Annotated in this window: 25 protein-coding genes and 1 pseudogene; 15 read left to right on the plus strand and 11 right to left on the minus strand. The window is 59.8% G+C overall.

The genetic code is table 11. The annotated features are described in order from the left end of the window. Nucleotides 1–223, plus strand: a 223-nt coding sequence (locus WH91_RS25110; RefSeq protein ID WP_210165778.1) for a hypothetical protein, incomplete at its 5' end; no start/stop codon positions are given. A 17-nt stretch (nt 224–240) separates the two neighbouring features. On the opposite strand, the gene WH91_RS24680 is transcribed toward WH91_RS25110, so the two are convergent. The 3 genes from WH91_RS24680 to WH91_RS13410 all read right to left on the minus strand — a co-directional run bounded on the left by WH91_RS24680 (nt 241) and on the right by WH91_RS13410 (nt 1,769). Beyond that, a complete protein-coding gene (locus WH91_RS24680; RefSeq protein WP_158409566.1) occupies nt 241–378 on the minus strand; it encodes a hypothetical protein in 138 nt (45 codons plus the stop codon). After that, nucleotides 378–716 (minus strand): hypothetical protein, encoded by a 339-nt coding sequence (locus tag WH91_RS13405; RefSeq protein WP_046171524.1) that lies wholly within the window; start codon nt 714–716, stop codon nt 378–380. The genes WH91_RS24680 and WH91_RS13405 overlap by 1 nt, the downstream gene beginning before the upstream one ends. 351 nt (nt 717–1,067) lie before the next feature. Continuing rightward, on the minus strand, nt 1,068–1,769 hold the full coding sequence (locus tag WH91_RS13410; protein WP_046171525.1) for a GntR family transcriptional regulator: 702 nt from the start codon (nt 1,767–1,769) through the stop codon (nt 1,068–1,070). Between the two features lie 329 nt (nt 1,770–2,098). Between WH91_RS13410 and WH91_RS13415 the strand changes: the two genes are divergently transcribed. From WH91_RS13415 to WH91_RS13435, 5 genes are all read left to right on the plus strand, one after another. Further along, nucleotides 2,099–3,280: an aminotransferase class V-fold PLP-dependent enzyme gene (locus tag WH91_RS13415; RefSeq protein ID WP_046171526.1), complete on the plus strand. Its 1,182-nt coding sequence runs from the start codon at nt 2,099–2,101 to the stop codon at nt 3,278–3,280. A 32-nt stretch (nt 3,281–3,312) separates the two neighbouring features. Next, nucleotides 3,313–4,083 carry an ABC transporter substrate-binding protein gene (locus tag WH91_RS13420; protein ID WP_046171550.1) on the plus strand — a complete coding sequence of 257 codons (771 nt, stop codon included), beginning with the start codon at nt 3,313–3,315 and terminating at the stop codon, nt 4,081–4,083. Nucleotides 4,084–4,173: 90 nt separating this feature from the next. Next, nucleotides 4,174–4,848, plus strand: a complete 675-nt coding sequence (locus WH91_RS13425) for an amino acid ABC transporter permease (RefSeq protein ID WP_046171527.1) — start codon at nt 4,174–4,176, stop codon at nt 4,846–4,848. A gap of 14 nt (nt 4,849–4,862) precedes the next feature. Then, nucleotides 4,863–5,612 (plus strand): amino acid ABC transporter ATP-binding protein, encoded by a 750-nt coding sequence (locus WH91_RS13430; RefSeq protein ID WP_046171528.1) that lies wholly within the window; start codon nt 4,863–4,865, stop codon nt 5,610–5,612. A 12-nt stretch (nt 5,613–5,624) separates the two neighbouring features. Next, entirely contained in the window at nt 5,625–6,869 is a 1,245-nt protein-coding gene (locus WH91_RS13435) for a cysteine desulfurase-like protein (protein WP_244542457.1), read from the plus strand. On the opposite strand, the gene WH91_RS13440 is transcribed toward WH91_RS13435, so the two are convergent. Beyond that, complete coding sequence (locus WH91_RS13440; RefSeq protein WP_046171530.1) at nt 6,866–8,431, minus strand: phytoene desaturase family protein; 1,566 nt, start codon at nt 8,429–8,431, stop codon at nt 6,866–6,868. The two genes, WH91_RS13435 and WH91_RS13440, sit on opposite strands and share 4 nt — an antisense overlap. Nucleotides 8,432–8,632: 201 nt before the next feature. On the opposite strand from WH91_RS13440, the gene WH91_RS13445 reads away from it, so the two are divergent. From WH91_RS13445 to WH91_RS13455, 3 genes are read left to right on the plus strand one after another with little or no spacing between them, the layout of a single operon-like run. Then, complete coding sequence (locus tag WH91_RS13445) at nt 8,633–9,424, plus strand: cyclase family protein (RefSeq protein WP_046171531.1); 792 nt, start codon at nt 8,633–8,635, stop codon at nt 9,422–9,424. Between the two features lie 14 nt (nt 9,425–9,438). Beyond that, a complete protein-coding gene (locus WH91_RS13450; RefSeq protein ID WP_046171532.1) occupies nt 9,439–11,019 on the plus strand; it encodes a phytoene desaturase family protein in 1,581 nt (526 codons plus the stop codon). 40 nt (nt 11,020–11,059) lie between these two features. Further along, entirely contained in the window at nt 11,060–11,590 is a 531-nt protein-coding gene (locus tag WH91_RS13455; RefSeq protein ID WP_052952831.1) for a MarR family winged helix-turn-helix transcriptional regulator, read from the plus strand. Nucleotides 11,591–11,596: 6 nt separating this feature from the next. Here the strand turns inward: WH91_RS13455 and WH91_RS13460 are convergent, their stop codons facing one another. After that, complete coding sequence (locus tag WH91_RS13460) at nt 11,597–13,123, minus strand: indolepyruvate oxidoreductase subunit beta family protein (protein ID WP_046171534.1); 1,527 nt, start codon at nt 13,121–13,123, stop codon at nt 11,597–11,599. A gap of 7 nt (nt 13,124–13,130) precedes the next feature. Further along, complete coding sequence (locus WH91_RS13465; protein ID WP_046171535.1) at nt 13,131–15,284, minus strand: ferredoxin family protein; 2,154 nt, start codon at nt 15,282–15,284, stop codon at nt 13,131–13,133. A gap of 360 nt (nt 15,285–15,644) precedes the next feature. Between WH91_RS13465 and WH91_RS13470 the strand changes: the two genes are divergently transcribed. Genes WH91_RS13470 through WH91_RS13490 form a run of 5 tightly spaced genes read left to right on the plus strand, consistent with a single transcriptional unit; the run spans nt 15,645 to nt 20,791 of the window. Next, a complete protein-coding gene (locus tag WH91_RS13470; RefSeq protein ID WP_046171536.1) occupies nt 15,645–17,174 on the plus strand; it encodes an ABC transporter substrate-binding protein in 1,530 nt (509 codons plus the stop codon). Nucleotides 17,175–17,229: 55 nt separating this feature from the next. Next, nucleotides 17,230–18,234 (plus strand): ABC transporter permease, encoded by a 1,005-nt coding sequence (locus WH91_RS13475; RefSeq protein WP_046171537.1) that lies wholly within the window; start codon nt 17,230–17,232, stop codon nt 18,232–18,234. Then, a complete protein-coding gene (locus tag WH91_RS13480) occupies nt 18,227–19,114 on the plus strand; it encodes an ABC transporter permease (RefSeq protein ID WP_082102167.1) in 888 nt (295 codons plus the stop codon). Before WH91_RS13475 ends, WH91_RS13480 begins: the two co-directional genes overlap by 8 nt. Beyond that, nucleotides 19,111–19,983: an ABC transporter ATP-binding protein gene (locus WH91_RS13485; protein WP_046171538.1), complete on the plus strand. Its 873-nt coding sequence runs from the start codon at nt 19,111–19,113 to the stop codon at nt 19,981–19,983. Before WH91_RS13480 ends, WH91_RS13485 begins: the two co-directional genes overlap by 4 nt. Next, nucleotides 19,976–20,791, plus strand: a complete 816-nt coding sequence (locus WH91_RS13490) for an ATP-binding cassette domain-containing protein (protein ID WP_046171539.1) — start codon at nt 19,976–19,978, stop codon at nt 20,789–20,791. Before WH91_RS13485 ends, WH91_RS13490 begins: the two co-directional genes overlap by 8 nt. A gap of 27 nt (nt 20,792–20,818) precedes the next feature. On the opposite strand, the gene WH91_RS13495 is transcribed toward WH91_RS13490, so the two are convergent. From WH91_RS13495 to WH91_RS13505, 3 genes and pseudogenes are all read right to left on the minus strand, one after another. After that, nucleotides 20,819–21,601: an SDR family NAD(P)-dependent oxidoreductase gene (locus WH91_RS13495; protein WP_244542456.1), complete on the minus strand. Its 783-nt coding sequence runs from the start codon at nt 21,599–21,601 to the stop codon at nt 20,819–20,821. A gap of 2 nt (nt 21,602–21,603) precedes the next feature. Then, nucleotides 21,604–22,032: pseudogene (locus WH91_RS13500) on the minus strand (fumarylacetoacetate hydrolase family protein); the annotation flags it as partial. Between the two features lie 54 nt (nt 22,033–22,086). Continuing rightward, nucleotides 22,087–22,512, minus strand: a complete 426-nt coding sequence (locus WH91_RS13505; protein ID WP_046171541.1) for a cupin domain-containing protein — start codon at nt 22,510–22,512, stop codon at nt 22,087–22,089. Nucleotides 22,513–22,651: 139 nt separating this feature from the next. On the opposite strand from WH91_RS13505, the gene WH91_RS13510 reads away from it, so the two are divergent. Continuing rightward, complete coding sequence (locus tag WH91_RS13510; protein ID WP_046171542.1) at nt 22,652–23,155, plus strand: MarR family winged helix-turn-helix transcriptional regulator; 504 nt, start codon at nt 22,652–22,654, stop codon at nt 23,153–23,155. On the opposite strand, the gene WH91_RS13515 is transcribed toward WH91_RS13510, so the two are convergent. Together WH91_RS13515 and WH91_RS13520 are read right to left on the minus strand one after the other, a co-directional pair. Further along, the gene (locus WH91_RS13515; RefSeq protein WP_046171543.1) at nt 23,156–23,554 is read right to left on the minus strand and encodes a RidA family protein; all 399 of its coding nucleotides are present in this window, start codon (nt 23,552–23,554) and stop codon (nt 23,156–23,158) included. Further along, complete coding sequence (locus WH91_RS13520; protein WP_046171544.1) at nt 23,551–23,964, minus strand: acyl-CoA thioesterase; 414 nt, start codon at nt 23,962–23,964, stop codon at nt 23,551–23,553. Before WH91_RS13520 ends, WH91_RS13515 begins: the two co-directional genes overlap by 4 nt. Between the last annotated feature and the right edge of the window lie 11 nt (nt 23,965–23,975).

The raw sequence follows: 23,975 nt of genomic DNA on the forward strand, positions 1-23,975 counted from the left end.
CATGTCCGAGTCTTTGGTCGAAACCCTCAAACGCGATTACGCCTCGACCCATATCCTGCCCGACACCGATACCATCCTGGTCTTTGCCGGAATGGATGGAGGACTATTGTCAATCCCACCCGCACTCGGGACTGAAGTTCAAATCGCCCCGCCAGTTCATCCGCCTCAGTGCTTAAACCCAACCGCCGAACTGTCAGGTAAAATGGGGTCCACTCCAACCTAGCCGAAGTTGACCACCAGTCAATCTGGCTTCTTTTTCTTGGGGTCGGCCGTTGTCTTTCCAACTTCAGGAACTGGCGTTGCCTCAGCGTCGCTGCCTGGTTCAATATCCTTGAGGTCAGGAGCGGAAGTTTTCTCGATTGGTTTCTTTTCGCTCATCATCGTATCCTCTGTTCGAATAGCTTCAGCTCTGCTGCGGCAGCATTTGCCTCATCCATCGAAGCATCTAAAGTTGCCTTGAGAATGCGTAGCTCCGCTTTGAGCCGTGGTGATAATACAAGACCTTGCCACTCGCTGAGCTTTTGCTGCCATTCTGCAACCTCGACTATGAGTTTGCGCGAGCGGTCTGCCGTCTCCACATTGATGTGGACCGCCGCACGTTCAGCATTTTCTGCAAGCTCAACCAATTCGACCGTACTGATTACCCAAGTGGGCAAAGCTGTACGTACCGTCTCGATCTGCGAGACGATCTGATCGTCAGCTGGATATCCGCGCATGTAAGGATTCCTGCCGGGGCGCGTCACGGATCGTGCGTGCGTGGCTAGGCCCTAATCCTCAGCCGGTGTAGGGGTTGCGCTGGTATGAATTTAAATATTGTCAGATATCAAAAGAGGCCCAACGTCATCATTTTCGTCTAACCTAGCGCTGGCTTCTGTGTTTCGACATGTTGCTTCCGACGCCGCCAGCCTGCATCCAATGACAAAGGCGGACGCGTAAATCATTGACTCTGGTTTAGCCAAAAGTGGCATAGTTAGTGAGCTACCCAGCCTAGACGGCCCGTGCTCAAGACAATTGGCACGCCAAGTCATCCACTACCATTGAGGAGCCAGGATCGCCCGTTCCGGACTTCAACGCTCGTGCGTCGATTTGGCGAGTATGGTGTGAAGCAGTGCCTGCGTGGCTCGAATGTCAGCGGTGATGGCGTCTCCGGCGCGCAGGGTGTCGTGCGCTCGTAGCGCATCAACGATATCGTCGTGGGTGCCGGCATAAATCGGGTCGCCGCCCATGATCTGCGCTTCGATATTGCGTGACATCAAGCGCATGTACGGGCCCATGCTCAGCCACAGGGTTTCGATCAACTGCAGCAGCGAGCTCGAACCGGCATAGCTATAAAGCTGAAAGTGAAACCGCCGGTTCATCGACAGCATGGTATAGGCACCCTCAAGGCCCCCGATCTCACGATGCTGGGCCGCAATATTCTCAAGGTCGCTTATATTGTCGCTGGTCATATTTGGCGCAGCAATTTCCACCGCACTGCGTTCCAGGATCACCCGTGCCCGGCAGATATCGTCAAGGCGCTCGATATTGATGTGTGGAACGACCGCGGACCCGTTGGGCAACACGATCAGCGCCTGCTCGGCAACCAGACGCTGCAAAGCCTCTCGCACCGGCATCAGGCTAGTACCGTAGACATTAGCCAAGGCTGCCATGGTCAGGACTTGGCCAGCATCGAAACGCCCTTCGATCAGGGATTCACGCAGGCCGCTGTAGACATTGTCCTGAATCTTGGCCCGGCTTTCCGACGGGTCCAGGCTGGTCGATCTTTGCATTTCGTTCCCAATCGCCTCGCGTACCGGCTTACTTTCGCAGCAGGGGAGCACCCACAATCGCCAGCGAAGGTGTGATCAAAACTTTGACTTTGCCAACAGGAAATTTCGATGCAATGCGAAGCGAGTACGTAGTTTCGGCTCAACACATTGAAATATATAAATAAACTATCTGTTCGATTTGACGGCAGAAACTGAACCTGCCTTACATTTCGGCATTTTTGTGGGATTTGATCAAATCGCGCTTGTCTTTGAGCGTGGTAGGTTTAAGTCTAAACTAATTGCGGCGGGCGCAGGCGTCTCAAAATCCCAAGGACTGGCAGTTAACGCAGATGGGCGGCTATTTTCTCTACCATTCGATCGGCACGTTCCCCGGCAAGGCTAAGGCCGTCTCGCAGGAATTGAGCTCCTTTGCCGAGGTCTGGTCGGCCGAGAATGACGGACAGTGGCCGGCGGCTTTGCAACTGCGTCAGGCCTTTATCTCGGCTTGGGAACGCTTGATTGCTGCGCCGGCAGGATCACTGACCACGACCGAGAATGTCACAAGCGGCCTCTACACCATGCTGGGTGCGCTGCCTGAAGGAACACTGGCGGCGCGCCGTGTGCTGGTTGCTGGCGACTGCTTTCCGAGCCTGCATTTCTTGCTTGCTGGTCTGGCCGAGCGCTTTGATTTCACTTTGGAAACCGTGCCGCTGCGGGCCGGCGAAACCTGGGTGCGCGACGAAGATGTGATCGCCCGCTGGCAAGCCGATGTGGCGCTGACGCTACTCACCCAGGTCACCTCGACGGCCTCCTATCGTTGCGACCTAGAACGCCTCATTGCGCATGGCCGGTCGATGGGGTCGCTGGTGGGCGTCGATATTACCCAGGGCGTCGGCGTCGTGCCGTTTTCCGTGGCAAAGCTTGATCCTGATTTTGTCGTTTCTACCTCACTCAAGTGGCTCTGTGGCACCTCGGGCGCTGGCATTTTGTACGTCAAGCCAGCCCTGCTTGGTCAGTGCACTCCAGAATTGCGTGGCTGGTTCAGCCAGCCCAATCCGTTTTCCTGGGACCTCGATGCATTTGCCTATGCACCGGATGCGCGCCGTTTCGATCACGGCACACCCGCCATCCTCGCCAGCATTGCCTCGTTGCCCGGCCTTCTGTGGGTCGAGCAAACCGGCGTAGAAGCCATTGCCGCGCAAAACCGCGCAATGGGCGAACAATTGATTGGTTGGGGCAGGGACCGTGGCCTGCGCCTAGCCTCGCCCGAGGCAGCGGCACAGCGTGGCGGCAGCGTCATGATCGGACTCCCCGGCAGCGTTGTGGCCGACGAGATAATCAATGAGCTACGTAGCCGCCAGCTCTATTGTGACGCGCGCGGGACCACGCTGCGCCTGTCGCCTGGTGCCGTGACCGACAGCGGCGACGTCGCCCGGCTGTGCCAGGCACTGGATCAACTTTTATTCCGGCGTGAGCCGGTTGCGGCCCGTATCGGGCTAGACGTGTCGTCAGGGACTATGCCCAAGGCATAACAAGGAGAACAGACGTGAAGAAGCACATCGCAATGCTGGCGCTTGCCGCCGTCGCGGCTTTCGCGACGCCCGCTTGGGCACAGGACAAGATCGTGGTCGGCGCCTATGCCGCCAATCCGCCATGGGAATTCAAGAACGACGCCGGGGTCTTCGAGGGTTTTGAAGTCGACGTCGCCACTGAAGCTGCCAAGCGCATCGGCCGCGAAGTCGAATTCCAGGAGCTCGGCTTCCAGGCACTGTTCGCTGCCACCAGCTCGGGTCGCATCGATTTTGCCATCTCCTCGATCTCGATCAACAACGAGCGCCTGCAGAGCCAGTCTTTCACCCAGCCTTACTATGACAGCGACGGCACCATCGTTGGCTTGGCTTCGTCGTCGGTCAAGACGCTGGAAGATCTCAAGGGCAAGGTCATCGGCGTCGTGGCTGCCACCACTGGCGAAGCTTGGGCCAATGAAAACGCCGAAGCGCTCGGCATTGCCGAAGTGCGCAGCTATGCTGCCCAGCAGGATCTGCTGCTCGACGTGCAGAACGGCCGTATCGAAGGCGGCGCGGGCGAACTGGCCGGCTTCCAGTATGCCATCAGCAAGATCCCGACGCTGTCGATCCTTGTTCGCATTCCGACCGGTGAACGTTTCGCCATGATGGCCAAGAAGGACCTGCCGGTCCTCGGCGAGATCAACGACGCCATCTCGGCTATGAAGGAAGACGGAACCCTGGCCGCCATCCACGAAAAGTGGTTTAGCGTTGCCGCCGACGAAGGTACCAGCACGGTCACTGTGATGCCGCTGCCGGTTGCCGAATAATCATTCCAAGGTTCGGCGACGGCGTCGCCGAACCTTTTTCGAACATTGAGTGCGCCGTCTGATGGCGCGCACTGGGGCTGGGCCGCTGCCATGGAACTAATCAATACCTTCTTCAACTGGGACGTGATGGTTCGCGCCTTCCCGATCCTGCTGCGGGGCCTTGGCAATACCGTCCTGCTGGGTTGCGTCACCATCGTCATCGGCACGATTGCTGGCCTGCTGCTGTGCTTGGTACGGCTCTATGCAGTTCGTCCGATCCAGCTATTGGCCATCCTCTACATCGACGTGTTCCGCGCGCTGCCAATCCTCGTGCTGCTGATCCTCGTCTATTACGCATTGCCCTTTGTTGGCATTCGCCTCGATTCATTCACCTCGGCGACGATGGCGCTGTCGATGGTGCTGGCGGCTTTCACTGCCGAAGTATGTCGCGCCGGCATTCAGAACGTGCCCAAGGGACAGTTCGAGGCCGCGGCCAGCCTCGGCATGCCGTTCTGGAAGTCGATGCGCAAGATCATTCTGCCACAGGCCATTCGCGTCATCATTCCACCACTGACCAGCAATTCCATTTCGGTGTTCAAGGATACCGCTCTGGCTTCGGTGGTTGCCATGCCGGATCTGCTCAAGCAGGCCAATGACGCGCAGGCCATGATGGCCAATCCGACCCCGCTGATCGGCGCCGCGCTGATCTACCTTGCCATTCTGTGGCCGCTGGTACGCCTCGTCGGATATCTCGAAGCACGCAACCAGCGCGCCGTAGCCCGCTAGCAAAAGGCTCTGTTATGACCTCGTCTCCGGCCCCGCTGGCCGCGCAAATGTCCGACGTCAACAAGTGGTACAATGATTACCACGCGCTCCGCTCGATCAATCTCGAAGTGGCGCGGGGCGAGCGCATCGTGGTGTGCGGACCCTCGGGCTCGGGCAAATCCACCATGATCCGATGCATCAACCAGCTCGAAAAGCACGACAGCGGCACCATCGCAGTCAACGGCGTGACCCTGACAGGCGACCTCAAGCAACTCAACACCATCCGTCAGGACGTCGGCATGGTGTTCCAGCACTTCAATCTGTTTCCCCATCTAAGTGTGCTGGAAAACTGTGTCATCGCACCGATGAGTGTGCGCAACGTGCCCCGCAAGCAGGCCGAGGAAATGGCCATGCATTACCTTTCCCGCATTCATATTGCTGAGCAGGCGCACAAATTTCCGAGCCAGCTTTCTGGCGGCCAGCAGCAGCGTGTCGCCATCGCCCGCTCATTGTGCATGCAGCCCAATTTGATGCTGTTCGACGAGCCGACCTCTGCCCTTGATCCGGAAATGGTCCACGAAGTGCTCGAAACCATGGTGTCGCTGGCGCGCGATGGCATGACCATGCTGGTCGTGACCCATGAAATGGGCTTTGCGCGCAAGGTGGCCGATCGCGTCATCTTCATGGATCACGGCGAGATTTGTGAGACGGCGCCGCCCGAAGAGTTCTTCAAGTCACCCCAGAACGAACGCGCCCGCGTCTTTCTCAGCCAGCTCATCCACTAGGATTTTTTTATCTTGGCACAAGACAAACTGTTCCCGATCCAAGCGGTTCGGGATCGCTTTCCCGCGCTCGCCTACAACCGGGACCACCTGTATTTCGACAACGCTGCAGGCGCTCAACTGCCCGACCTGGCGTTGACGGCGGTACACGACCACCTGCTCACCCATAACGTCCAGCGCGGCGCAAAATATGGCCTCAGCCGTTCAGTCGATGCGGGGATCGCGGACGCACGGCAAAGCGTGGCGCTGCTGGTCAATGCCTATGATCCTGCCGAAATTTCCTTCGGCATGAATGCTACCTCGTTCATTCGCCTGGTCAGTCTCGGCATCGGCCAGACTCTGGGTGAGCGGACCGAGATCATCGTCACGGATCTCGATCACGACGCCAATGTGTCCACCTGGCTGGCCCTTGAGCCATTGGGCGCCAAATGCGTGTTCTGGCATATGCGCGATGATGGCACGCTGCATGTCGAAGACTTGGTGCCATTGCTGAACGAACGCACGCGCCTTGTAGCTTGCGCCGCCGCGTCCCATGCTCTGGGAACCCTGGTGGACATCGCGGCAGTCAGCGAACTGGCCCATGAGGCCGGCGCTGAGCTTTTCGTCGATTGCGTACATTACACACCCCATGCCCTGGTCGATGTGCAGGCGTGGGATTGCGATTATCTCGTGTGCTCGGGCTACAAGACATTCTCGCCGCATATGGGTTTTCTCTGGGGCCGGCTTGACCTGCTGCGGGCACTACCGACCTTCAAGGAAGACTTCATCCCCAACGAGCCGCCGCACAAGATCGAGGTCGGCACTTTCGTCTACGAGAACGTCGCCGGCATGGATGGCGCGGTGCGATATCTGGAGCAGCTCGGGCAGGACCTCAATGACGGGGTGACGCTGTCACGCCGAGCCGCCATCGCCAAAGCCATGACGGCAATCCAGCAGTATGAGATTGGTCTGTCCCAGTCCTTGCTGGACGTGCTGCATCGCCATGGCGCTACCGTTTACGGAATTACCAAAGGCGGTCAGGGCCGGGTGCCCACGGTCAGTTTCAACTTTGCTGCCATGGCTCCCGGCGAACTTGCACAGAAGCTGGCTGATCGCGATATCGGCGTGCGCGACGGTCATATGTTCGCCCCGCGATTGATGGCGCGGTTGGGCCTCACCATGGCAAGCGGCGCCGTGCGCATTTCCCTCGTGCACTACAATACGCACAAGGAGATCTCGCAACTGAATGACGCGCTGGGCGCCATCCTGCAGCACAGCTAGCGCGCCAGCATCTTGCCCAGCATGTAGCCTGATCCGACGCCAGTGCCGGCGCCGGGCCAGGTGCTGGCACCCACCATGTAGAGGTCCTTGACCGGGGTACGGTAACGCGACCAGCCACCAGCCGGCCGGAATAGGAAATTCTGGTCGAGATGGTGGCTGCCCGACAGGGAGTCGCCACGCACCAGATTGGGATTGGAGCGTTCCAGATCGAGCGGGGAGATCACCGTGGACGAGAGGATTTTGCTGCGCAAGCCGGGCGCATAGCGCTCGATCAGGTCCAGCACGCGTTCGCTATATGGCCCCTTGGCTGCGTCCCAATCCCGCGCAGTGATCACGCCTTCCGCATCGCCGACGATGTCGTATGGCACGACGCGCACCTGCACCCAAAGGATGTGCTTGCCATCGGGGGCCCGCGCCGGATCGAGCGCAGTTGGTTGGCCCACGACCAGCACCGGCTCGCGGGGCAAAAGACCTGACATTGCCTCATGATAAACCGCGCTCATCATGTCATAGCTGGGAGCCAGGTGAACATAGGCGAAGCGCTTCAACTCTTCTCCGGCCGACCAGTCCGGCAGGCTATCGAGCGCCAGATGGATCATCATCGCGCCCGGGCCCGCGCGGAAATCTCGCGCAGCCTTGGCGAAGCGTTTGTCGATGCCGGGAACCAGCTTATTTGCCAGTAGCGATGGGTGAGTATTGGCGATAACCGCGCGCTTTGCAGCTAACTGGGTGCCGTCGCTCAATGTGACGCCCGACGCGCGGCCATTGCTTCGCGTGACCTGCGCGACTTCCGCACTGCAGCGCAGCGTGCCGCCCGCCGCCTCGATGACGCCGACCATCGCCTTGATGATCGTATCGGCGCCGCCCTGGCCGATCACCATGCCGAAGTTCTGGTTGGCCATGGACTCGAGGTATGGAAACACCGCGCCGCCGGCCACATCGGGTCCGAAATCGAGATGCAGGCCCCAGGCCGCCATCAAGGCGCGCACCTCGGCGCTCTCAAAGCGCGGGTCGAGATAGTTGCGGGGCGAGGACAGCAGCAGGCGAACCATGTCGCGCACCCAGTCGAGACCCTTTTCGCGCCAAGCCTTCACCAGCAGGCGTACGGCCCCTAGCGAGGGCATGGGCTGTCCCATGATCCCGCCGATGAATGGCGCCTCGGTCGCGAAGTCGGCGGCCATCCGCCGCCACGTAGCTGCATCGGCCGGCGAGATCGCCGCAATGCGGGCAGCCGTCGTATCGAGATCGGTGCTGACACCCAGCCACGACCCATTGGGGAAAGGGCTGGCAAAACTGTCGCTGGCCGGCACGAATGCCAAGCCTTGTGCATCGAGCGATGCCTTGTGCTCGGCATAGAAAGCGGAGCCGGCAAACATCGAAAGGTTCATCGCATAAAGGTCGTGGCGATAGCCGGGCAGGGTGATTTCCTCGGTGCGTACTGCGCCGCCCGGCTTGGCGGACTTCTCAAGCACCAGCACCCGCCAGCCGCGTTGGCTAAGATGGACCGCGGCGGCCAATCCGTTAACGCCGGCACCCACCACGATTGCATCATATTCGGACATGTCAGCTCCTCGGAAACGCGTTGACGCATAGTCGTTCAAGAATATGCAACTGCCAATATTTCGAACCTAAAATATCTGCCTAACCGCTCCATTTCGGGGACTTTCGCTCTTGCATGTCCATGCAGTTGCCGTAACCTTCGAGCCTGAGTGGCATGGCGGCAAGCCAAATACCGCAACGAAAAACGTGTGTAGGAGACGATGATGAGCGCGCAACAAACACTGGCTGGTCTGGCCCTTGCCCTGGTCGATGGCAGCATCGAGGTCGTTGACCTGACTGCCCCGCTGGGTCCCGATACCCCCCTGCTTTATCTGCCGCCGGACTTTGCCAAGAACACGCCCAAGTTCAAGATGCACGAGATCTCGGCCTACGACCAGAACGGCCCATGGTGGGCCTGGGGCTGGATGGAACTCGGGGAACATACCGGCACCCATTTCGATGCGCCTTCGCACTGGATCTCTGGCAAGGATCTGCCGCAAAACACCACCGATACCGTGCCGGTGAAGAACTTTGTCGCGCCCATCGCTGTCATCGACTGTTCCACCGAAGTCGCCGGCGACCCCGATTTCCTGCTGACCGCAGAACGCGTCAAGGCATGGGAAGCCGAGCACGGCGAGATCAAGCCGGGCACATGGGTCGTGCTGCGCTCTGACTGGTATCACCGCAATACCAGCACGGAAGCCTTCCTCAATGCTGACGAAAACGGCTCGCATACCCCGGGGCCGAGCGTCGATTGCGTCGAGTATCTTGTCGAAAAGGGCGCATTGGGCTTCGGCAGTGAATGCGTCGGTACCGATGCCGGCAACGCAGCTACCTTCAATCCACCTTTCCCCGCACACAACCTGCTGCTGGGCGCTGGCCGCTATGGCTTGGCCAGCCTTACCAATCTCGACAAGCTGCCCCCAACTGGCGCGATGCTGGTCATCGCTCCACTCAAGATCGTCGGTGGCACCGGCAGTCCAGTCCGCGCTTTCGCTATCGTGCCACGCGGCTAATTTCGGGACCTATCATGGCGGACGCTGATTACATCATCGTTGGGAGCGGCATCAACGCGCTGGTCGCGGCCGCCATGCTAGGCAAGAAAAACAATCGCGTCCTGATCCTTGAGCGCGAGGCGGTGGCCGGCGGCTGTCTGCTCACCGAGGAAGTGACAGTCCCGGGTTTCCGCCATGACATCATGGCGACGACCTTTGTGCTGTTCATTACCTCGCCCGCATATGCGGCCTTGGCGTCCGATCTGGCCCGCCACGGTCTTGAATTTTGTCATACCGATACCCCGACTGCCGTGGTACGGCCGGACAATTCGAGCCTCGTGCTCACTACCGATCGTGCGCGAAACCTCGCGGCTTTTGCCGCTGCCGATGCTGCCGATGCCCCAGCATTTCAGCGCGAGATGGATCGCTTTGGCGGCGATACAGGATTTGTTTTTGGCCTGTTAGGTGGCTGTCTCTGGTCGCTCGACACGCTCCGCATGATCGGCAAGGAACTCTGGAAGCGCGGCGCACGCGGATTGGCCAATTTCGCTGGCGAGGCACTGGTTCCCGCCCGCGGATATCTTGAGACGCGCTATCGCTCTGAAGCGGTCCGGGCGCTGTTTGCACCATGGGTGCTGCATTGCGGGCTCAACCCCGAAAGCGCCTATTCGGGCCAGATGCTGAAGGTCATCGGCTTTGCGCTGGAAGCGGCTGGGGCTCCCATCGTCAAGGGTGGAGCGGTCAATGCAGTCAACGCCTTTGCCGGATTGGTTGCCGAGCAGGGCGGCCAGATACGCACCAATTCCGATGTCGCGTCCATTATCCTCGATAGCAAGGGGGCAGCATCCGGCGTGACTCTTGTCGATGGTACGACACTCACGGCGAGCAAGGGTGTTATCTGCTCCGTCGCGCCATCCCAGCTTTATGATCGGCTGCTGGCGGGCCAGCCAAAGCCAGCCGAAGTCACCGAAAGCGTCGCCAATTTTCGCTACGGCAAGGGCGACATGCAGATCCACTACGCGTTGCGCGAAGCGCCGCAGTGGATTGCTCCGGGTCTCGAAAACGTCGCGCTGATCCACCTGACCCCCGGTCTCGATGGAGTGTCGCGCGCCTCCAATGAGGCCGAACGCGGCCTGCTGCCAGCCGTCCCCACTATCTGCGTCGGCCAACCGACGGCGCTTGACCCCAGCCGGGCACCGGACGGGCACGCGATCTTGTGGCTGCAACTCCCCGAAGCGCCCCGCCATATCAAGGGTGATGCGGCCGGCGAAATTGCCATTGGCGCCGACGGGCGCTGGACCGAAGATATCCGCGAAGCTTACGCCAACCGAATCGATGCCATCCTGCGCCAGCACATTGCCAATTTCGACACTGCCGTCATCAAGCGGGCGGCTTTCTCGCCAGCCGATCTTGAGCGCATGAACGTCAATTTGGTGGGTGGCGACCCGTATGGCGGCTTTTGCGGCGTCGACCAGTTCTTCATCTGGCGGCCCTTGAAGAGCTCCGTCAACCACACTACTCATGTCCGCGGCCTCTACCACATCGGCGCGGCCAGTCATCCTGGTCCCGGCCTGGGCGGCGGCTCGGGTTATTTAGTCGGCAAGGCGCTGGGCTAAGGCCTAGCCCAGCTCAATGCATTAAAAGAGGTCTTGCTCGGTGGCTAAGTACTTTATGGGCTCGTTGCGTCAGACCGGCGATGGTCGCTTGCCTAGCCTGGGCGAGATCGGTCTCAACCAGTTCGCCCCCTATCTGATCAACCGCCTATCGGCCAGCTACAATGCCCATCTCCAGGATGTGCTCAAAAGCAATGGCATGACGACTGCCAAGATGCGCGCGCTGTCGATATTGACAATTTCGCCAAGCCTCACGGTGAATGAACTTGCCTATCTCGCCGTGGTCGAGCAATCCACCATGAGCCGTACGCTCGATGCGCTTGAAGGGCAGGGGTATGTCCGCCGACAGTCGCGCAGCGATGATATGCGGGTACGCGAACTCTACATCACCGACTTGGGCCGGGCGGCCTTCGCGGAGTCTTGGCCCCTGCTTTACAGCCTATACGCCGATTTATTCGAGGGTGTCGATGCTGAAGAATACGATCGATTCATCGACACCATGCACAAAGTGCTACGCAATATGCACCGGCGTCTCGAAGGCGACACGACGGCGGACGAAGTGCCGGCCGACTGAGTGTTGCTAGTCGCTGAGGCTCCGCACGGTGGAGAGCGCACCTTCAAGTGCCTTGCCAGCCTCATCTGCCAAGGCCGCCAGTACCAGTCTAGCAAGCCACTCGCCACCATCGGTGCGCCCTGCGAGCATAGGCACAGCTGAAAGCACCCGATCGAATTTTGCTTCGCCTCGGCTATGGGTGTCGGAGTAACCCTTGACCAGCCGGCGTGTCGCGAGTGCCTGCACCGCAAGAGGATAATTGGACGGCAACTGACCCTTGGCGACATCGAGCCAATGGGCGACATGCTCCATCTCGATGCTATGACGCAGCATGCCGCGGCGCATGGGCTTGAGCGCCGAGACCATGTAAAGCGCCATGAACCAGAACACGGTTCCGGTGCGGACGCGGCGGCCCTTGTTTACGAACCGGCCCATACCGTCATACAGGCGCCTGTTGGCGATCAGCCAGTTGCCCATGCTCTTGGGCATGCTGCCCACAACTTCTTCCATGCGCGGATGCATGTATTCGGTGGTGTAGACGAGTTGTTCTTCGCGCGCGCCGACCTCACGGCGGACTCGATCGAACCGGCTGGCGCGCGTCTTGAGGTCGGCAACCCGCACGACGTCGTCGTAGGCCATGGCGTTGGCAAGGTATTTGGAAGCAGTATCGGTAAAGGCAAAGCCATGTGCGGCGCCACCGGCTTCCACATCGAGCGCATGCAGCGCCTCCAGTCGATCCAGATACTCATTGCCGTAGCGTGCGTCCTGCCAGTCTACCACCTTGCTCAAACCGGCATAGGCCATGGGCCGCAAATTCTCGGGCAGGTTGGCATGCAGGCGCTCAAGGAGAGCGTCCAACTGTTGCTGGCCGACCGACCGGGGCGGCATTTCCATCTTGCTTTCAACGCGTCGAACAACAGGCTCGGTGGCGCCGCTCCGGGCCCGCTCAAAGGCAGCACCAAAGGCCCGCAGGCTGGCATCGACGCCTTTACCGCCGGAGCGCACTGCGTCTTCGAACGCACTGCGCTCAAAGGGCAGCACGGCCGCGCCGGCCAAGGCACCAAACAGTGCCGAAGAAATCACACTGCCGTTCTTTTCGGCCAGGGTTTGCATGTCGAAGGCAATCGTATGCTTGGCCGCAATTCCCGCCGCTGCAACCACCACCAGCGGATCGCCGATGCCGTCGCCGGGCACTTCTTTTTCACCCACGGCATAGGAACGGTGGGTCGAAGCAATTAGCGTCGTACGGTCGGGTGTTACGAGACCGCGCAGCATAGAGCGACCAGCTTCCATGAATTCTGCCGCCAGCACGATATCGACATCGCCCGGTGTCGGCATCAGTGACAGCACCGGCGATCGACCGTCACTGGGCTTCAGCATTTCGACGTAATAGATCGTCGCCCCGGTGCGCTGCGCTACACCCGGCACCGACGTCGATTGGGCGACCCAGCCTTGCGCCTCTGCCATTGATACGACCCAGTCGGCCAGGACGCCGCCGCCCTGGCCGCCCATCGCGAGAATGGCCAATGTTATCGGACGTTCATATGTGTTCATGGCTATTTCAGACAAAGCTCACGCGGCGCACCCGGCGACGCTGCTGAAAGAAGCCGATCACGGCAGAGCGGACACGAGCCACGATGCGGTCAGTACGCGACGGATTGTAGATGATGTCGGCGCGATAGAACGACGGGCACAGCACGGCCGCTTCCGAAACCTCGCCGCAATTGCCGCAACCGACGCAGGAATTGTCGATCGCCGCCACAGGATCGTCACGTAACGGATCGTCGAGATGCTTGAGCGACAGCGAAGGGCAGCCGGACAGCCGGATACAGGCGTGATCGCCGGTGCAGGTGTCCTCGTCAACGCCGAACCGCTCGCGCACCATGCGCTTGCCGTCCTTGACGGATTTGGAGAACAGCGGCTTTTCACGGCGCTGCTTGTTCAGCATGCATTCGGACGAGGCGACGATGACCTTCGGGCCTTCCTCGGTCGAGGTCAGTGCCGCCCTGAGCGTGTCGCGCATCTTGCCGACATCATAGGTGCGATCGATCTGGCGCACCCACTTTGCACCGATCCCCTTGACTGCCTTGGTGATGGAATTGTTGGTCGAGCGCAGCGGATTATTGGCCCGCGAGGACAAAATGTCCTGCCCGCCGGTCGCCGCCGCATAATGGTTATCGACGATCATGATGACGCCGTTATGCTTGTTGAAGACGGCGTTGCCGACGCTGGACGACAGGCCGTTGTGCCAGAAGCCGCCGTCACCCATTACCGAGATGGGGCGCTTGTCGGCATCGACGTTAAAGGCTGAAGCGGAGGCCGGGCCGAGGCCATAGCCCATCGTGCTGCCACCGATATTGAACGGTGGCAGGGTCGAAAACAGGTGGCAGCCGATATCGGCCGAGATATGGTGCGTCCCCATCTCTTTTTCGACCAGCTTCATGGCAGCAAAGATTGGTCGCTCGGGGCAGCCGGTGCAAAAGCCTGCCGGGCGCGCGGGCACCACGTCGGCCAGCGATTTCACTTCGGGACTCGCCAAAACCAAGTCGGCGCTTGGAATGGGCGGGCGATTGCCCAGCAGCGGCGGCGCAAATTCCGTCAGGAAGGATTCAATGCCCTTCATCATGACCGCAGCGGTATAATCGCCGCCCATGGGCAGCCGATCCTTGCCCGCCACCCGCGTCTGAATATCGCGACGGCGCAGCGAGGTATTGACCGCCTGCTCGATATAGTCCGGATGGCCTTCTTCAACCATCAGCACGGCGCTCTTGCCCTGGCAGAAGCGCGCCAGCTCATCGTCAACCAGTGGATAGGTGACGTTGAGCACATAGAGCGGGATAGATGTACCGCCATAGCTATCGGCCAGACCCAGCAACTGCAGGCCGCGGATCACCGAATTATACATGCCGCCCTGCAGCACGATGCCGACGGGGCCTTCGTCCGGGCCAAAGAACTCGTTGAGCTTCTGGTCGCGGATGAAGTTCACCGCGGCAGGCCAGCGCTGCGTCAGCTTTTCCTTGTCATGCACCGTGATCGACATCGGCGGCAACACAATCCGGCTCAGGTCGCGAATCGGGTTTTCCAACGCTTCCTTCATCGAATAAGCCGGGCGTTTGTTGTCCTTGGCAATGAACTGGCCATGCACGTGGCAGGCGCGAATGCGAACCGTCAACATGACCGGCGTATTGGACGCTTCGGAAAGCGCAAAGCCGTCCTCCACAGACTTGACGATTGATTCCAGGTTCGGCCGCGGATCGATCAGCCACATTTGCGATTTCATCGCAAAGGCATGGCTGCGTTCCTGCGGGATCGACGAGCCTTCGCCGTAATCTTCACCGAGAATGATCAGCGCGCCACCCTTGACGCCGCTCGAGGCCAGATTGGTCAATGCGTCCGAGGCGACATTGGTACCGGCGGTAGACTTCCAGGTGACCGCGCCGCGCAGCGGATAATTGACCGAGGCCGCCAGCATGGCAGCAGCGGTTGCTTCCGAGGCCGAGGATTCAAAGTGAACGCCCAGTTCATCGAGCACCGGCTTGGCATCGGCCAGCACGTCCATCAGGTGGGAGATAGGCGAGCCCTGGTAGCCGCCGACGTAGGCAACGCCAGACTGTAGCAATGCCTTGGTGATCGCCAGGATTCCTTCTCCGCGGAACACCTCGCCAGCGCCCAGTTTGAGATCTTCCACTTCGCGGGCAAATGAGCGTTCGGCCATGCGGCTCTCCCAACCAGTGCGACGATCCAGCGAAACATGACTGAATTAGTCGCCAATATATATGCATTTGCATATTTATCCAAAAGTTAGGCGCTGTCAAACGGCCATCAAATATCTGGTAATTAGCGCGTCTTGAAGGGTTGTCGTGCGCCTAACGACACTTGAACGTAAGGCGTGGCTTAGTGCTAAGTCTATGTACTGGATGCACAATGTTTGAGCATGCAGCGCGTTAAAGCGGCGCGCAAAAATCCCTCTAGTTACATGCTAAGCAATATGTTTAGGTATCAACTATTAGCGTCTCAGTTGCGGGAATGGAGCTCGCGGGACGTTAGTGGGAACGCAGAGAGGGACATCGTTACCATGCTTAAACGTCGCACGTTTCTGGCCGCCGGCTCAGCCGGCATCGTCGCCGCCGCTTTGGCGGGCACTCTTCCGGCCCTTGGGCAGGATGCTGATACGCTAACAATTGCCTTCAACGTCAATCTGCCCAGCTTCGACCCCACCACCGGTGGGTCGGCGGTCAATCCAACGATCCAGGCAATCTACTGCACGGTCTTCGATCAATATATCGGTCAGGGCCCCGACCTGGCCTTCGAGCCCGGCCTGCTTACCGAATGGGGCTTCAACGACGACAAGACCAAGGTCTCGATGACCGTTCGCGAAGGCGTTGTCTGGCATGACGGCACGCCGCTGACGCCCGAAGACGTCGTCTGGTCGCTGCAGCGCGCCGGCGACCCTGCCAATGGCAACCCGGTATCGGGTGTCTGGGCTTCGATCGGCAACTTCACGGTTGATGGCAACCGCATCGACGGTGACGTAGTCGCCTTCGATCCCACCATCTTCAAATGGATGGCCTTCCTTACCGGCTACGTCCTGCCCAAGGCCTATTTCGAAAAGGTGGGCGCCGAGGCGTTCAACCAGGCGCCGATCGGCACTGGGCCCTACATGGTCGACGTTTTCGAAAGCAATGCCTTCCTGCGCCTCAAGGCCAATCCGAACTATTGGGGCGCAAAGCCCAACTTCGAAACGGTGATCTTCAAGTTCGTGACAGACGCCACGAGCCGCACCGCCGAAATCGAGAGCGGCGCATCCGATGTAACGCTCGAAGTTTCCTACGAAGACTATGATCGCCTGCGCGAAACCGAAGGTCTGGACGGCGTTGCCGTGCCGATTTCCGATATCGGCATGATCTTCCTTAATAATATCGGGCCGATGCTCGACAAGAATGTTCGCTTGGCCGCTCACCATGCGATCAACAAGCAGGCCATCATCGATCGTCTGCTGCACGGCTACGGCATTCCGATCGATACTCTGCAAACGCCCGAATACGAAGCCTATGACGCATCGATCAAGGTTGGCTTCGATGAAGCCAGGGCCATTAAACTATTGGCGGCTAGCGGCTTCTCGACGGCCAATCCGGTTCGCTTCCCGATCCAGACCACCCGCGGGCTCAAGCCCAAGGATTATGAGATGATCCAGGCGATCGTCGGCATGTGGCGCAAGGTGGGCATCGAGGCCGAGATCGAGGTTTACGAGATCGCCAAGCACTACGAACTGCGTGCTGCCGATCAGCTGGCTCCCGCTGCATTCTACAACTGGGGCGATGCTATTGGGGATGCTTCCGCTTCGACCGGCTTTGCTATGTTTGGCCCGACGCCGCACTCGGTTTGGGACACGGAGGACCTCGATGCGATGATCGGTCCGCTGTGGACGGAAAAAGACGAGGCAGCGCGAATTTCTGGCTGGAAAGCAGTCGACAAATACATCGCCGAAGAGGGTTATGTGATCCCGCTTTTGCAGTATGTGCAGCCTATCCTGTTCAAGTCGACGCTTGTCGTCATCCCCAACACATCCGGGGCATTGCAGCCGTCGCTAATCTCTAAGGCATGATGGTTGCAGCGGGGCGTGGCCATTGGCCATGCCGCGTTGCACCGGAGGAAAGACCATGATCGGGCTGATTACTAAAAGAGCCGGCATGGCCGCCGTAACCCTGTTTGGCGTCGCCGTGGTGGTCTTCGGGCTGTTGCGTGTAGCACCGGGCGATCCTATCGCAATGATGATCGGCCCTGGCGCGACGGCTGACGACATTCTGCGCCTTCGCGCCAGCTACGGTTTGGACCAACCCCTCATCAATCAGTTCTGGATTTGGCTAGGCAGCTTGCTGCAGGGTGATTTCGGTACCTCGATTTCCCGCCGCATCGATGTCGGCCAGCTCTTGCTCGAGCGATTGCCGGCAACCATCGAACTGGCCTTGATGGCGCTGCTGGTTTCCATGGTCCTGGGTGGTTTTATCGCAATTATCGGCACACTCTGGCGGCGACACTGGGCCTCCGGAGCCATCGACGGCGTCAATGGCGTGCTGCTCGCAATTCCTGAATTTGTCTGGGCTCTGGCACTGGTACTCGCACTCGGCGTGGCGTTTCCCGTTCTGCCTCTGTCCGGCCGGATTAACCCGTCTCTAACAACCGATTTTCGCACTGGTTTCAGTTTGCTGGAATCGTTACTTATATTCCGTTTTGACCTCGCTGCCGATCTGGCCCGGCATATGACAATGCCGGTGCTCGCCTTGGCGCTGCCGCTGGCTGGTATCATTGCGCGGGTGCTACGCGAGGCGTTGAGCGAAGCCATGATGCAGGACTATGTGACCCTGGCCCGGGTCAAGGGCATGAGCGAGCTGCGCCTCATCCTCTTCGAAGCCATGCGCAATGCGATCGGACCAACGCTAGCGCTGACCGGTGTGCAATTTACTTTCCTTATCGGCGGCACGGTCATCGTCGAAAAGATTTTCTCTTATCCCGGTCTGGGCAACATGGCGATTGACGCCGTGGTCAACCGTGATTTCCCCCTTATTCAGGGCCTTGTATTGATGTTCGGCGTCATCTTTATTCTCATCAATCTGCTCGTCGATTTTGCCGTGGTGGCCTTCAACCCGAGGCTTCGTCATGGTTGATGTGACCATCACGGCCGCTTCTCACCAAAACTGGAAGCCGATTGTAGCAGCAGCGTTTAGCGATCCAAAGGTCGCCGTCGGCGGTGGCTTTATTCTCCTGCTAATCATTCTGGCCTTGGGGGCCGACCTGATCGCGCCGCATGATCCGCTGGCGCAAGATCTGATGCTTGGTTCGCTCCCCCCGGTGGGCATGGCCGGCACCGAGCCGGGCTACTGGCTGGGCACTGACGATCTGGGCCGCGATGTCCTCTCCCGCTTCATTCATGGCACGCGCATCGCACTGACAGTCGCCTTTGTTGCCGCAACCATTGCAGCTACGGTCGGTACGGTGGTCGGCCTGCTCGCCGGCTATTTCGGTGGCTGGATCGACGTCGTCGTGTCCCGTCTCATCGAAATCTGGATGGCTTTTCCTGCCGTGCTGCTTTCGATCCTCATTGTCGCCATCCTGGGCTCCGGCATGCATTCCGTGATCATCGCGATTGCCATCATTGACTGGACGCGCTTTGCGCGCGTCGTGCGTGCCGAGACTATGGCTCAACGACAGGCCGACTATGTCACCGCAAGCACGGTCCTCGGTTTCTCGCGCCTTGGCATTCTCGCCGGGGAAATTTTGCCCAATGTGCTTTGGGTCGTCCTCGGACTCTTCACCCTTGAGCTGGGGCTAGCCGTCGTCATCGAGGCTATTTTGTCCTTCGTCGGCCTTTCGGTCTCCTCGGACACGCCTACCTGGGGCGGCATGATCGCCCAAGGCCGGGGCATCATTTACCAGGCATGGTGGGTCTTCGCCCTGCCGCTGGCCGGGCTGCTGGCCACAGTGCTTGCCTTCAACCAGCTTGGCGCCGGACTGCGTCGCAGCCTTGATCCGGTGATGCAGCGATGAGCGCGCTTCTATCCATCGAAAATCTCAGCGCGGTTTCCCGGCGCGACGGCAAGCCCATCCTGCGCGACGTATCGCTTCAGGTCGAAAGCGGCACCATTCATGGTTTGGTAGGCGAGAGCGGCGCCGGCAAATCCACGATCAGCAAGATCGTCCTCGGTATTGTCTCGGGCGGCGTCGTCGTTACAGCCGGCCGCGTCATGCTGGACGGTAAAGATCTGGTGCAGATTCCTGAGCGCGACAAGCGCATCCTGATCGGCTCCCAGCTTGCGCTGATCCCGCAGGATCCGCTGACTGCGCTCAATCCCGGGCGGCACATTGGCGATCAGCTCACCGATAGCCTGCGCATGTGGAAGGGTTTCAATCGCAAGGCGGCCTGGGCTCGCGCCCTCGAACTGCTCGATCACGTTGCCATTCGCGACCCCGCTCGCGTCATGGATCAATTCCCGCATCATCTGTCTGGGGGAATGCGCCAGCGCGTGTTGATCGCCGCAGCCTTCGCCATCGAGCCCAAGCTGCTGATTGCCGACGAGCCCACGACGGCACTCGATGCCACTGTGCAAAAACAGGTGCTGCAACTGCTGAAGCGCCTGCAGGCCGAGCACGGCACTTCGGTCGTCTTCGTCACCCATGATCTTGGTGTTGTTGCCCAGATCTGTGACGACGTTACCCTGCTTTTTCAGGGCAAGGTGATGGAGCAGGGCACGGCAGCTACGATTTTCAATGCGCCGCGCCACGCCTATACCCGCGCCTTGCTCGCAGCGAGCCCGCGCTATGACAATCCCGCGGCTGGCCTTAATCCAATCGACGATGCAGTCATCGCCGCCTGCTATGCCCAAATCCAGCAATTCGATGGAGTCCAGCATGGCTGAGCCCTTGGTCGAAACGCGTGGCCTGACGGTCGACTATGCTGCCCGTCGTTCGCTATGGGGGCCCGCCAACGCATCCACGCGAGTGCTGCGCGGCGTCGATATTCGGATAGATGCAGGCGAGATAGTCGGCATTGTCGGGGAGTCTGGTTCGGGCAAATCCACTCTCGGCCGCGCGCTGCTGGGCCTTGTTCCAGCGACTGAAGGACAGGTGCTGTTTGCCGGTCATCCGCTCGATGCCCAGCCCGACGGGGCCCTGGCCTTGCGGCGCCATATGCAGATGATCTTTCAGGATCCGATGAGTTCGCTCAACCCGCGGCACACCATCCGCACCATCCTGACGCGTCCTATTCTGCTCCATGGCATCGCGCTTGATCAGGCCGCGGCGGCTGCTTCGGCTGCTGCCGTGCTTGAACGCGTCGGCCTGCCTCTTACCGTGCTGGCGCGCTATCCCCACGAACTTTCCGGCGGGCAGCGTCAGCGGATCGGCATTGCCCGTGCCGTGATGCTGCGGCCGCGCTTTGTCCTCGCCGACGAGATTGTCTCGGGGCAGGACGTTTCCACCCAGGCCCGCGTTCTCGTACTGCTCAAAGAACTCTGCGCTGAAATTGGCATGGCGCTGGCCTTCATCAGCCACGACCTGTCGGTCATCCGCGCGCTATGCCACCGGGTCTATGTGCTCAATGGTGGCGTCGTAGTGGAGGAAGGGTCTTGCGAAAGCGTGTTCGCTGCGCCGCAGCATGCCTATACGAGGGCGCTGATCGACGCCATTCCGCTGCCAGTCGTCGGCACGAGTTGGCTGGCGGCGTAACGAAACTCTCCGCCACGCCGCCAGGCATCAATCCTGATAAATGCCCGTTTCGCTAGCGACGTGCCGATAGGCTGCGCCTGCGGTAAAGCCTCCGTCGATCACGAAGTCTTCGCCGGTAATGAAGCTCGACGTGTCCGAGACGAGGAATAGCACTAGCTCGGCGATCTCTTCCGGCTTGCCGCTGCGGCGCATCGGGGTGATATCGATCATCGGCTTGAGATGCGGGCTATTGGCATTAAGACCGGTAACCACCAGCCCGGGGCAGATCGCATTGACGCGAATGCCCTTGCTGACCAGTTCCATCGCCGCGCTACGCGTCAACCCGCGCAGGCCCCACTTGCTGGCGGTGTAGGCCGGGTCGTAATGGCCAGAAAATGCGCTATTGGACGAGATATTGACGATGGCGCCGCCACCGCTTTCGGCCATCAATGCACTGACCGCCTGGATGCCCAGAAAGGCTCCGGTCAGGTTGACCTTGAGCACGCGCTCCCAGGCATCGAGCTTGGTGGTTTCGACGGTCGTGCGGTTGATGATGCCCGCATTGTTGACCAGTATGTCGAGCCGGCCCTTCCAGCTGCGTGCAAGCTCGAGTGTTTGGGCCCAGCTCTCTTCGCTCGTGACGTCGAGCAGGACGAATTTCGCCGCAAGGCCGTCGTCCGTGAGCGCCTTCGCCAGCGCTACGCCTTCCGCTTCAAGCACGTCGGCGATGACGACGGCCGCACCCGATAGGGCCAGCAGCCGCGCTTCTGCTTCGCCTTGCCCGCGCGCACCGCCGGTGACGATGGCAACCTTGCCTTCCAGCTTGCTCATGCTCATTCCCCTGCCGCTATCGTTGTCTGGCGCTGGCTGCCCAACCCATCAATGCCAAGCGTGATGATCTGGCCCACTCGCAGGAAAACCGGCTCGGGCTTGATGCCCATGCCGACGCCCGGCGGGGTGCCGGTCGCGATCACATCGCCCGGCTCAAGGGTCATGAACTGGCTGATGTAGCTCACGAGAAATGCCACGCTGAAGATCATGGTATTGGTATTACCGGTCTGACGGCGAACCCCGTCAACATCGAGCCAAAGCCCGACATTTTGCGGATCGGCCACTTCATCGCGCGTTACCAGCCAAGGCCCGATCGGCCCGAACGTGTCGTGGCTCTTGCCCTTGGTCCATTGGCCGCCACGCTCGGACTGGAAACTGCGCTCCGACACATCATTGACGACGCAATAGCCCTCCACATGGTCGAGCGCATCGAGCAGGGCAGGCTTTTCGGAGCCCTTTGGGCCATGGCGAAGAAGTTTCATTGTCTATGCCCGTCGGAAGCCGGTTAGAGTCGCATCTTCGACATCGGGCAGGTTGACCACGATATTGTCGGGCGTTCGCGTGGTCAGCCAGACTAGCTCTTCGGTCGTCGACATGTTGACCTCGACATGCGGCCAGTTAGGCGGCACGAAGACGAAGTCGCCCTCTTCCATGTCGAGATATTCGCTGTAATTCTCGCCGAAATAGATGCGGCCAAAGCCCTTGAGTACATAGCCACCTGTCTCGGCTTCACCGTGGTGATGCGGCAAGGAGCGATAGCCAGGATCATTGCTCACCTTGCCGAACCAAAGCTTGGTCGCCGGGGTAATTTCGGGTCCAACACCTGTCACGCGCACGCATCCGCCGGACTGTCCGGTGCCTGTATGTTCCTGGCCTTTACGAGTGACGACGGCTTTGACTTCTGCGGTCATGAGCTCCTCCAAAATGCTGCGACGGACCTTGTACCGCCGGACCTCGATATTGAGTGTTTTATTTTAGGTGTCAAGTAATTTGCCCGGCTTGCGGCGCCCATCGCGCTGGCTTAACAGAGAGTGCTGGGGAGACCATGCCGTGACCGAACATTCCAGGGTCTGGATCGACGCCGAGACCAAGATAGCCGACGCGCCGGGCGACCACCACGATGAGTTGCGGCTATGGCTGCGTCTGTTCAGTGTCACCCGGCTGATGGAGAACGACGTTCGCAGCCGCCTGCAGAACGAGTTCGACGTCACCTTCCCCCGCTTCGATATTCTGTCCCAGCTTTATCGTGTGCCTGATGGCCTAATCCTGGGGGAATTGTCCCAGCGGCTCATGGTGTCGCCGGGCAATATTACCTCGGTTATCAAGCGCCTGATGGACGATGGCATGATCGTCCGGAACCAAAATCCGAACGATCGACGCGAGAACATCGTGCAGATGACGACGCTTGGCCGCGAGAAGTTTATCCAGATGGCCGCATCCAACGAAGAGTGGGTTCGCAATCTGACCAAGGATCTTGCCCCGGCGGACGTGAAGGCGCTTCTCGCATTGCTTCAGAAGATGAAGACCTCGGTCCGCCGCGCGCTGGACGAATAATCAGTCCGGAACGACGGCAAGCACCTGGATTTCAATCTTGGCGCGATCTTCCATGAGGGCGACGACCTGAACCGCCGCCATTGGCGGGAAGTGCCGGCCGATCGTCTCACGATAGGCTGCACCAACTTCTTTCATGCGCGACTTGTAAGCGTGACGATCCGTGAAATACCAGGTCATCTGGATGATGTGCTCAGGGCCAGCGTCGGCCGCAGCCAAAACGTCCACAACGTTCTTGAGCGTCTGGCGCACCTGGTCGATGAAGTCGTCTGACTGGAATTCGCAATTGGCATCCCAGCCAACCTGGCCGCCGACTTGCACGATGCGGCCGCGCGCTACCATACCGTTGGAATAGCCGATGGGCCTGGCCCAACCTTCGGGCTGGATGATCTGATGGGTCATTGAACTGGCTCCAGATAGCGCGTGAGACCCGCGCGGACGTCGTCCGGCCAGGGGTGCGATTTGTGATCGACCGTCGAGGTCGCGACGATGCGTTGCTTGATGGTCCAGATCACGTCGTCGCGGACCGTCACCACGGTTTCAAGGTCGAGAGACGCACGACCGATGGCGCGAACATGCACCGCAAAATCGAGCACGTCGCCATAGGTAGACGGGCGCTTGAACTCGACGTTCATCGTCACCGTCGGCAAGCCCATCTTGCGCTCATACATCAGCTCTTTCCAGGTGACGCCGAATGACGCGAACATCGCCTCGTTCACATCGACCAGCATGGAAAAATAGGCTGGATGATAGGCGATGCCGGTCAGGTCGCAGTCGCCGAAACGCAACGGCTTGGATTGGGTAAATGGCATAAAAACTCCGC

This window comes from Devosia psychrophila (assembly GCF_000971275.1).
Lineage (GTDB): Bacteria > Pseudomonadota > Alphaproteobacteria > Rhizobiales > Devosiaceae > Devosia > Devosia psychrophila.

Coding starts and splice junctions, on each gene's coding strand:
- WH91_RS24680 (WP_158409566.1), bottom strand. CDS start 378: ATGAGCGAAAAGAAACCAATCGAGAAAACTTCCGCTCCTGACCTCAAG.
- WH91_RS13410 (WP_046171525.1), bottom strand. CDS start 1,769: ATGCAAAGATCGACCAGCCTGGACCCGTCGGAAAGCCGGGCCAAGATT.
- WH91_RS13405 (WP_046171524.1), bottom strand. CDS start 716: ATGCGCGGATATCCAGCTGACGATCAGATCGTCTCGCAGATCGAGACG.
- WH91_RS13490 (WP_046171539.1), top strand. CDS start 19,976: ATGGCTGAGCCCTTGGTCGAAACGCGTGGCCTGACGGTCGACTATGCT.
- WH91_RS13495 (WP_244542456.1), bottom strand. CDS start 21,601: ATGAGCAAGCTGGAAGGCAAGGTTGCCATCGTCACCGGCGGTGCGCGC.
- WH91_RS13480 (WP_082102167.1), top strand. CDS start 18,227: ATGGTTGATGTGACCATCACGGCCGCTTCTCACCAAAACTGGAAGCCG.
- WH91_RS13475 (WP_046171537.1), top strand. CDS start 17,230: ATGATCGGGCTGATTACTAAAAGAGCCGGCATGGCCGCCGTAACCCTG.
- WH91_RS13445 (WP_046171531.1), top strand. CDS start 8,633: ATGAGCGCGCAACAAACACTGGCTGGTCTGGCCCTTGCCCTGGTCGAT.
- WH91_RS13450 (WP_046171532.1), top strand. CDS start 9,439: ATGGCGGACGCTGATTACATCATCGTTGGGAGCGGCATCAACGCGCTG.
- WH91_RS13415 (WP_046171526.1), top strand. CDS start 2,099: ATGGGCGGCTATTTTCTCTACCATTCGATCGGCACGTTCCCCGGCAAG.
- WH91_RS13460 (WP_046171534.1), bottom strand. CDS start 13,123: ATGAACACATATGAACGTCCGATAACATTGGCCATTCTCGCGATGGGC.
- WH91_RS13420 (WP_046171550.1), top strand. CDS start 3,313: ATGCTGGCGCTTGCCGCCGTCGCGGCTTTCGCGACGCCCGCTTGGGCA.
- WH91_RS13520 (WP_046171544.1), bottom strand. CDS start 23,964: ATGCCATTTACCCAATCCAAGCCGTTGCGTTTCGGCGACTGCGACCTG.
- WH91_RS13485 (WP_046171538.1), top strand. CDS start 19,111: ATGAGCGCGCTTCTATCCATCGAAAATCTCAGCGCGGTTTCCCGGCGC.
- WH91_RS13470 (WP_046171536.1), top strand. CDS start 15,645: ATGCTTAAACGTCGCACGTTTCTGGCCGCCGGCTCAGCCGGCATCGTC.
- WH91_RS13505 (WP_046171541.1), bottom strand. CDS start 22,512: ATGACCGCAGAAGTCAAAGCCGTCGTCACTCGTAAAGGCCAGGAACAT.
- WH91_RS13430 (WP_046171528.1), top strand. CDS start 4,863: ATGACCTCGTCTCCGGCCCCGCTGGCCGCGCAAATGTCCGACGTCAAC.
- WH91_RS13440 (WP_046171530.1), bottom strand. CDS start 8,431: ATGTCCGAATATGATGCAATCGTGGTGGGTGCCGGCGTTAACGGATTG.
- WH91_RS13425 (WP_046171527.1), top strand. CDS start 4,174: ATGGAACTAATCAATACCTTCTTCAACTGGGACGTGATGGTTCGCGCC.
- WH91_RS13515 (WP_046171543.1), bottom strand. CDS start 23,554: ATGACCCATCAGATCATCCAGCCCGAAGGTTGGGCCAGGCCCATCGGC.
- WH91_RS13465 (WP_046171535.1), bottom strand. CDS start 15,284: ATGGCCGAACGCTCATTTGCCCGCGAAGTGGAAGATCTCAAACTGGGC.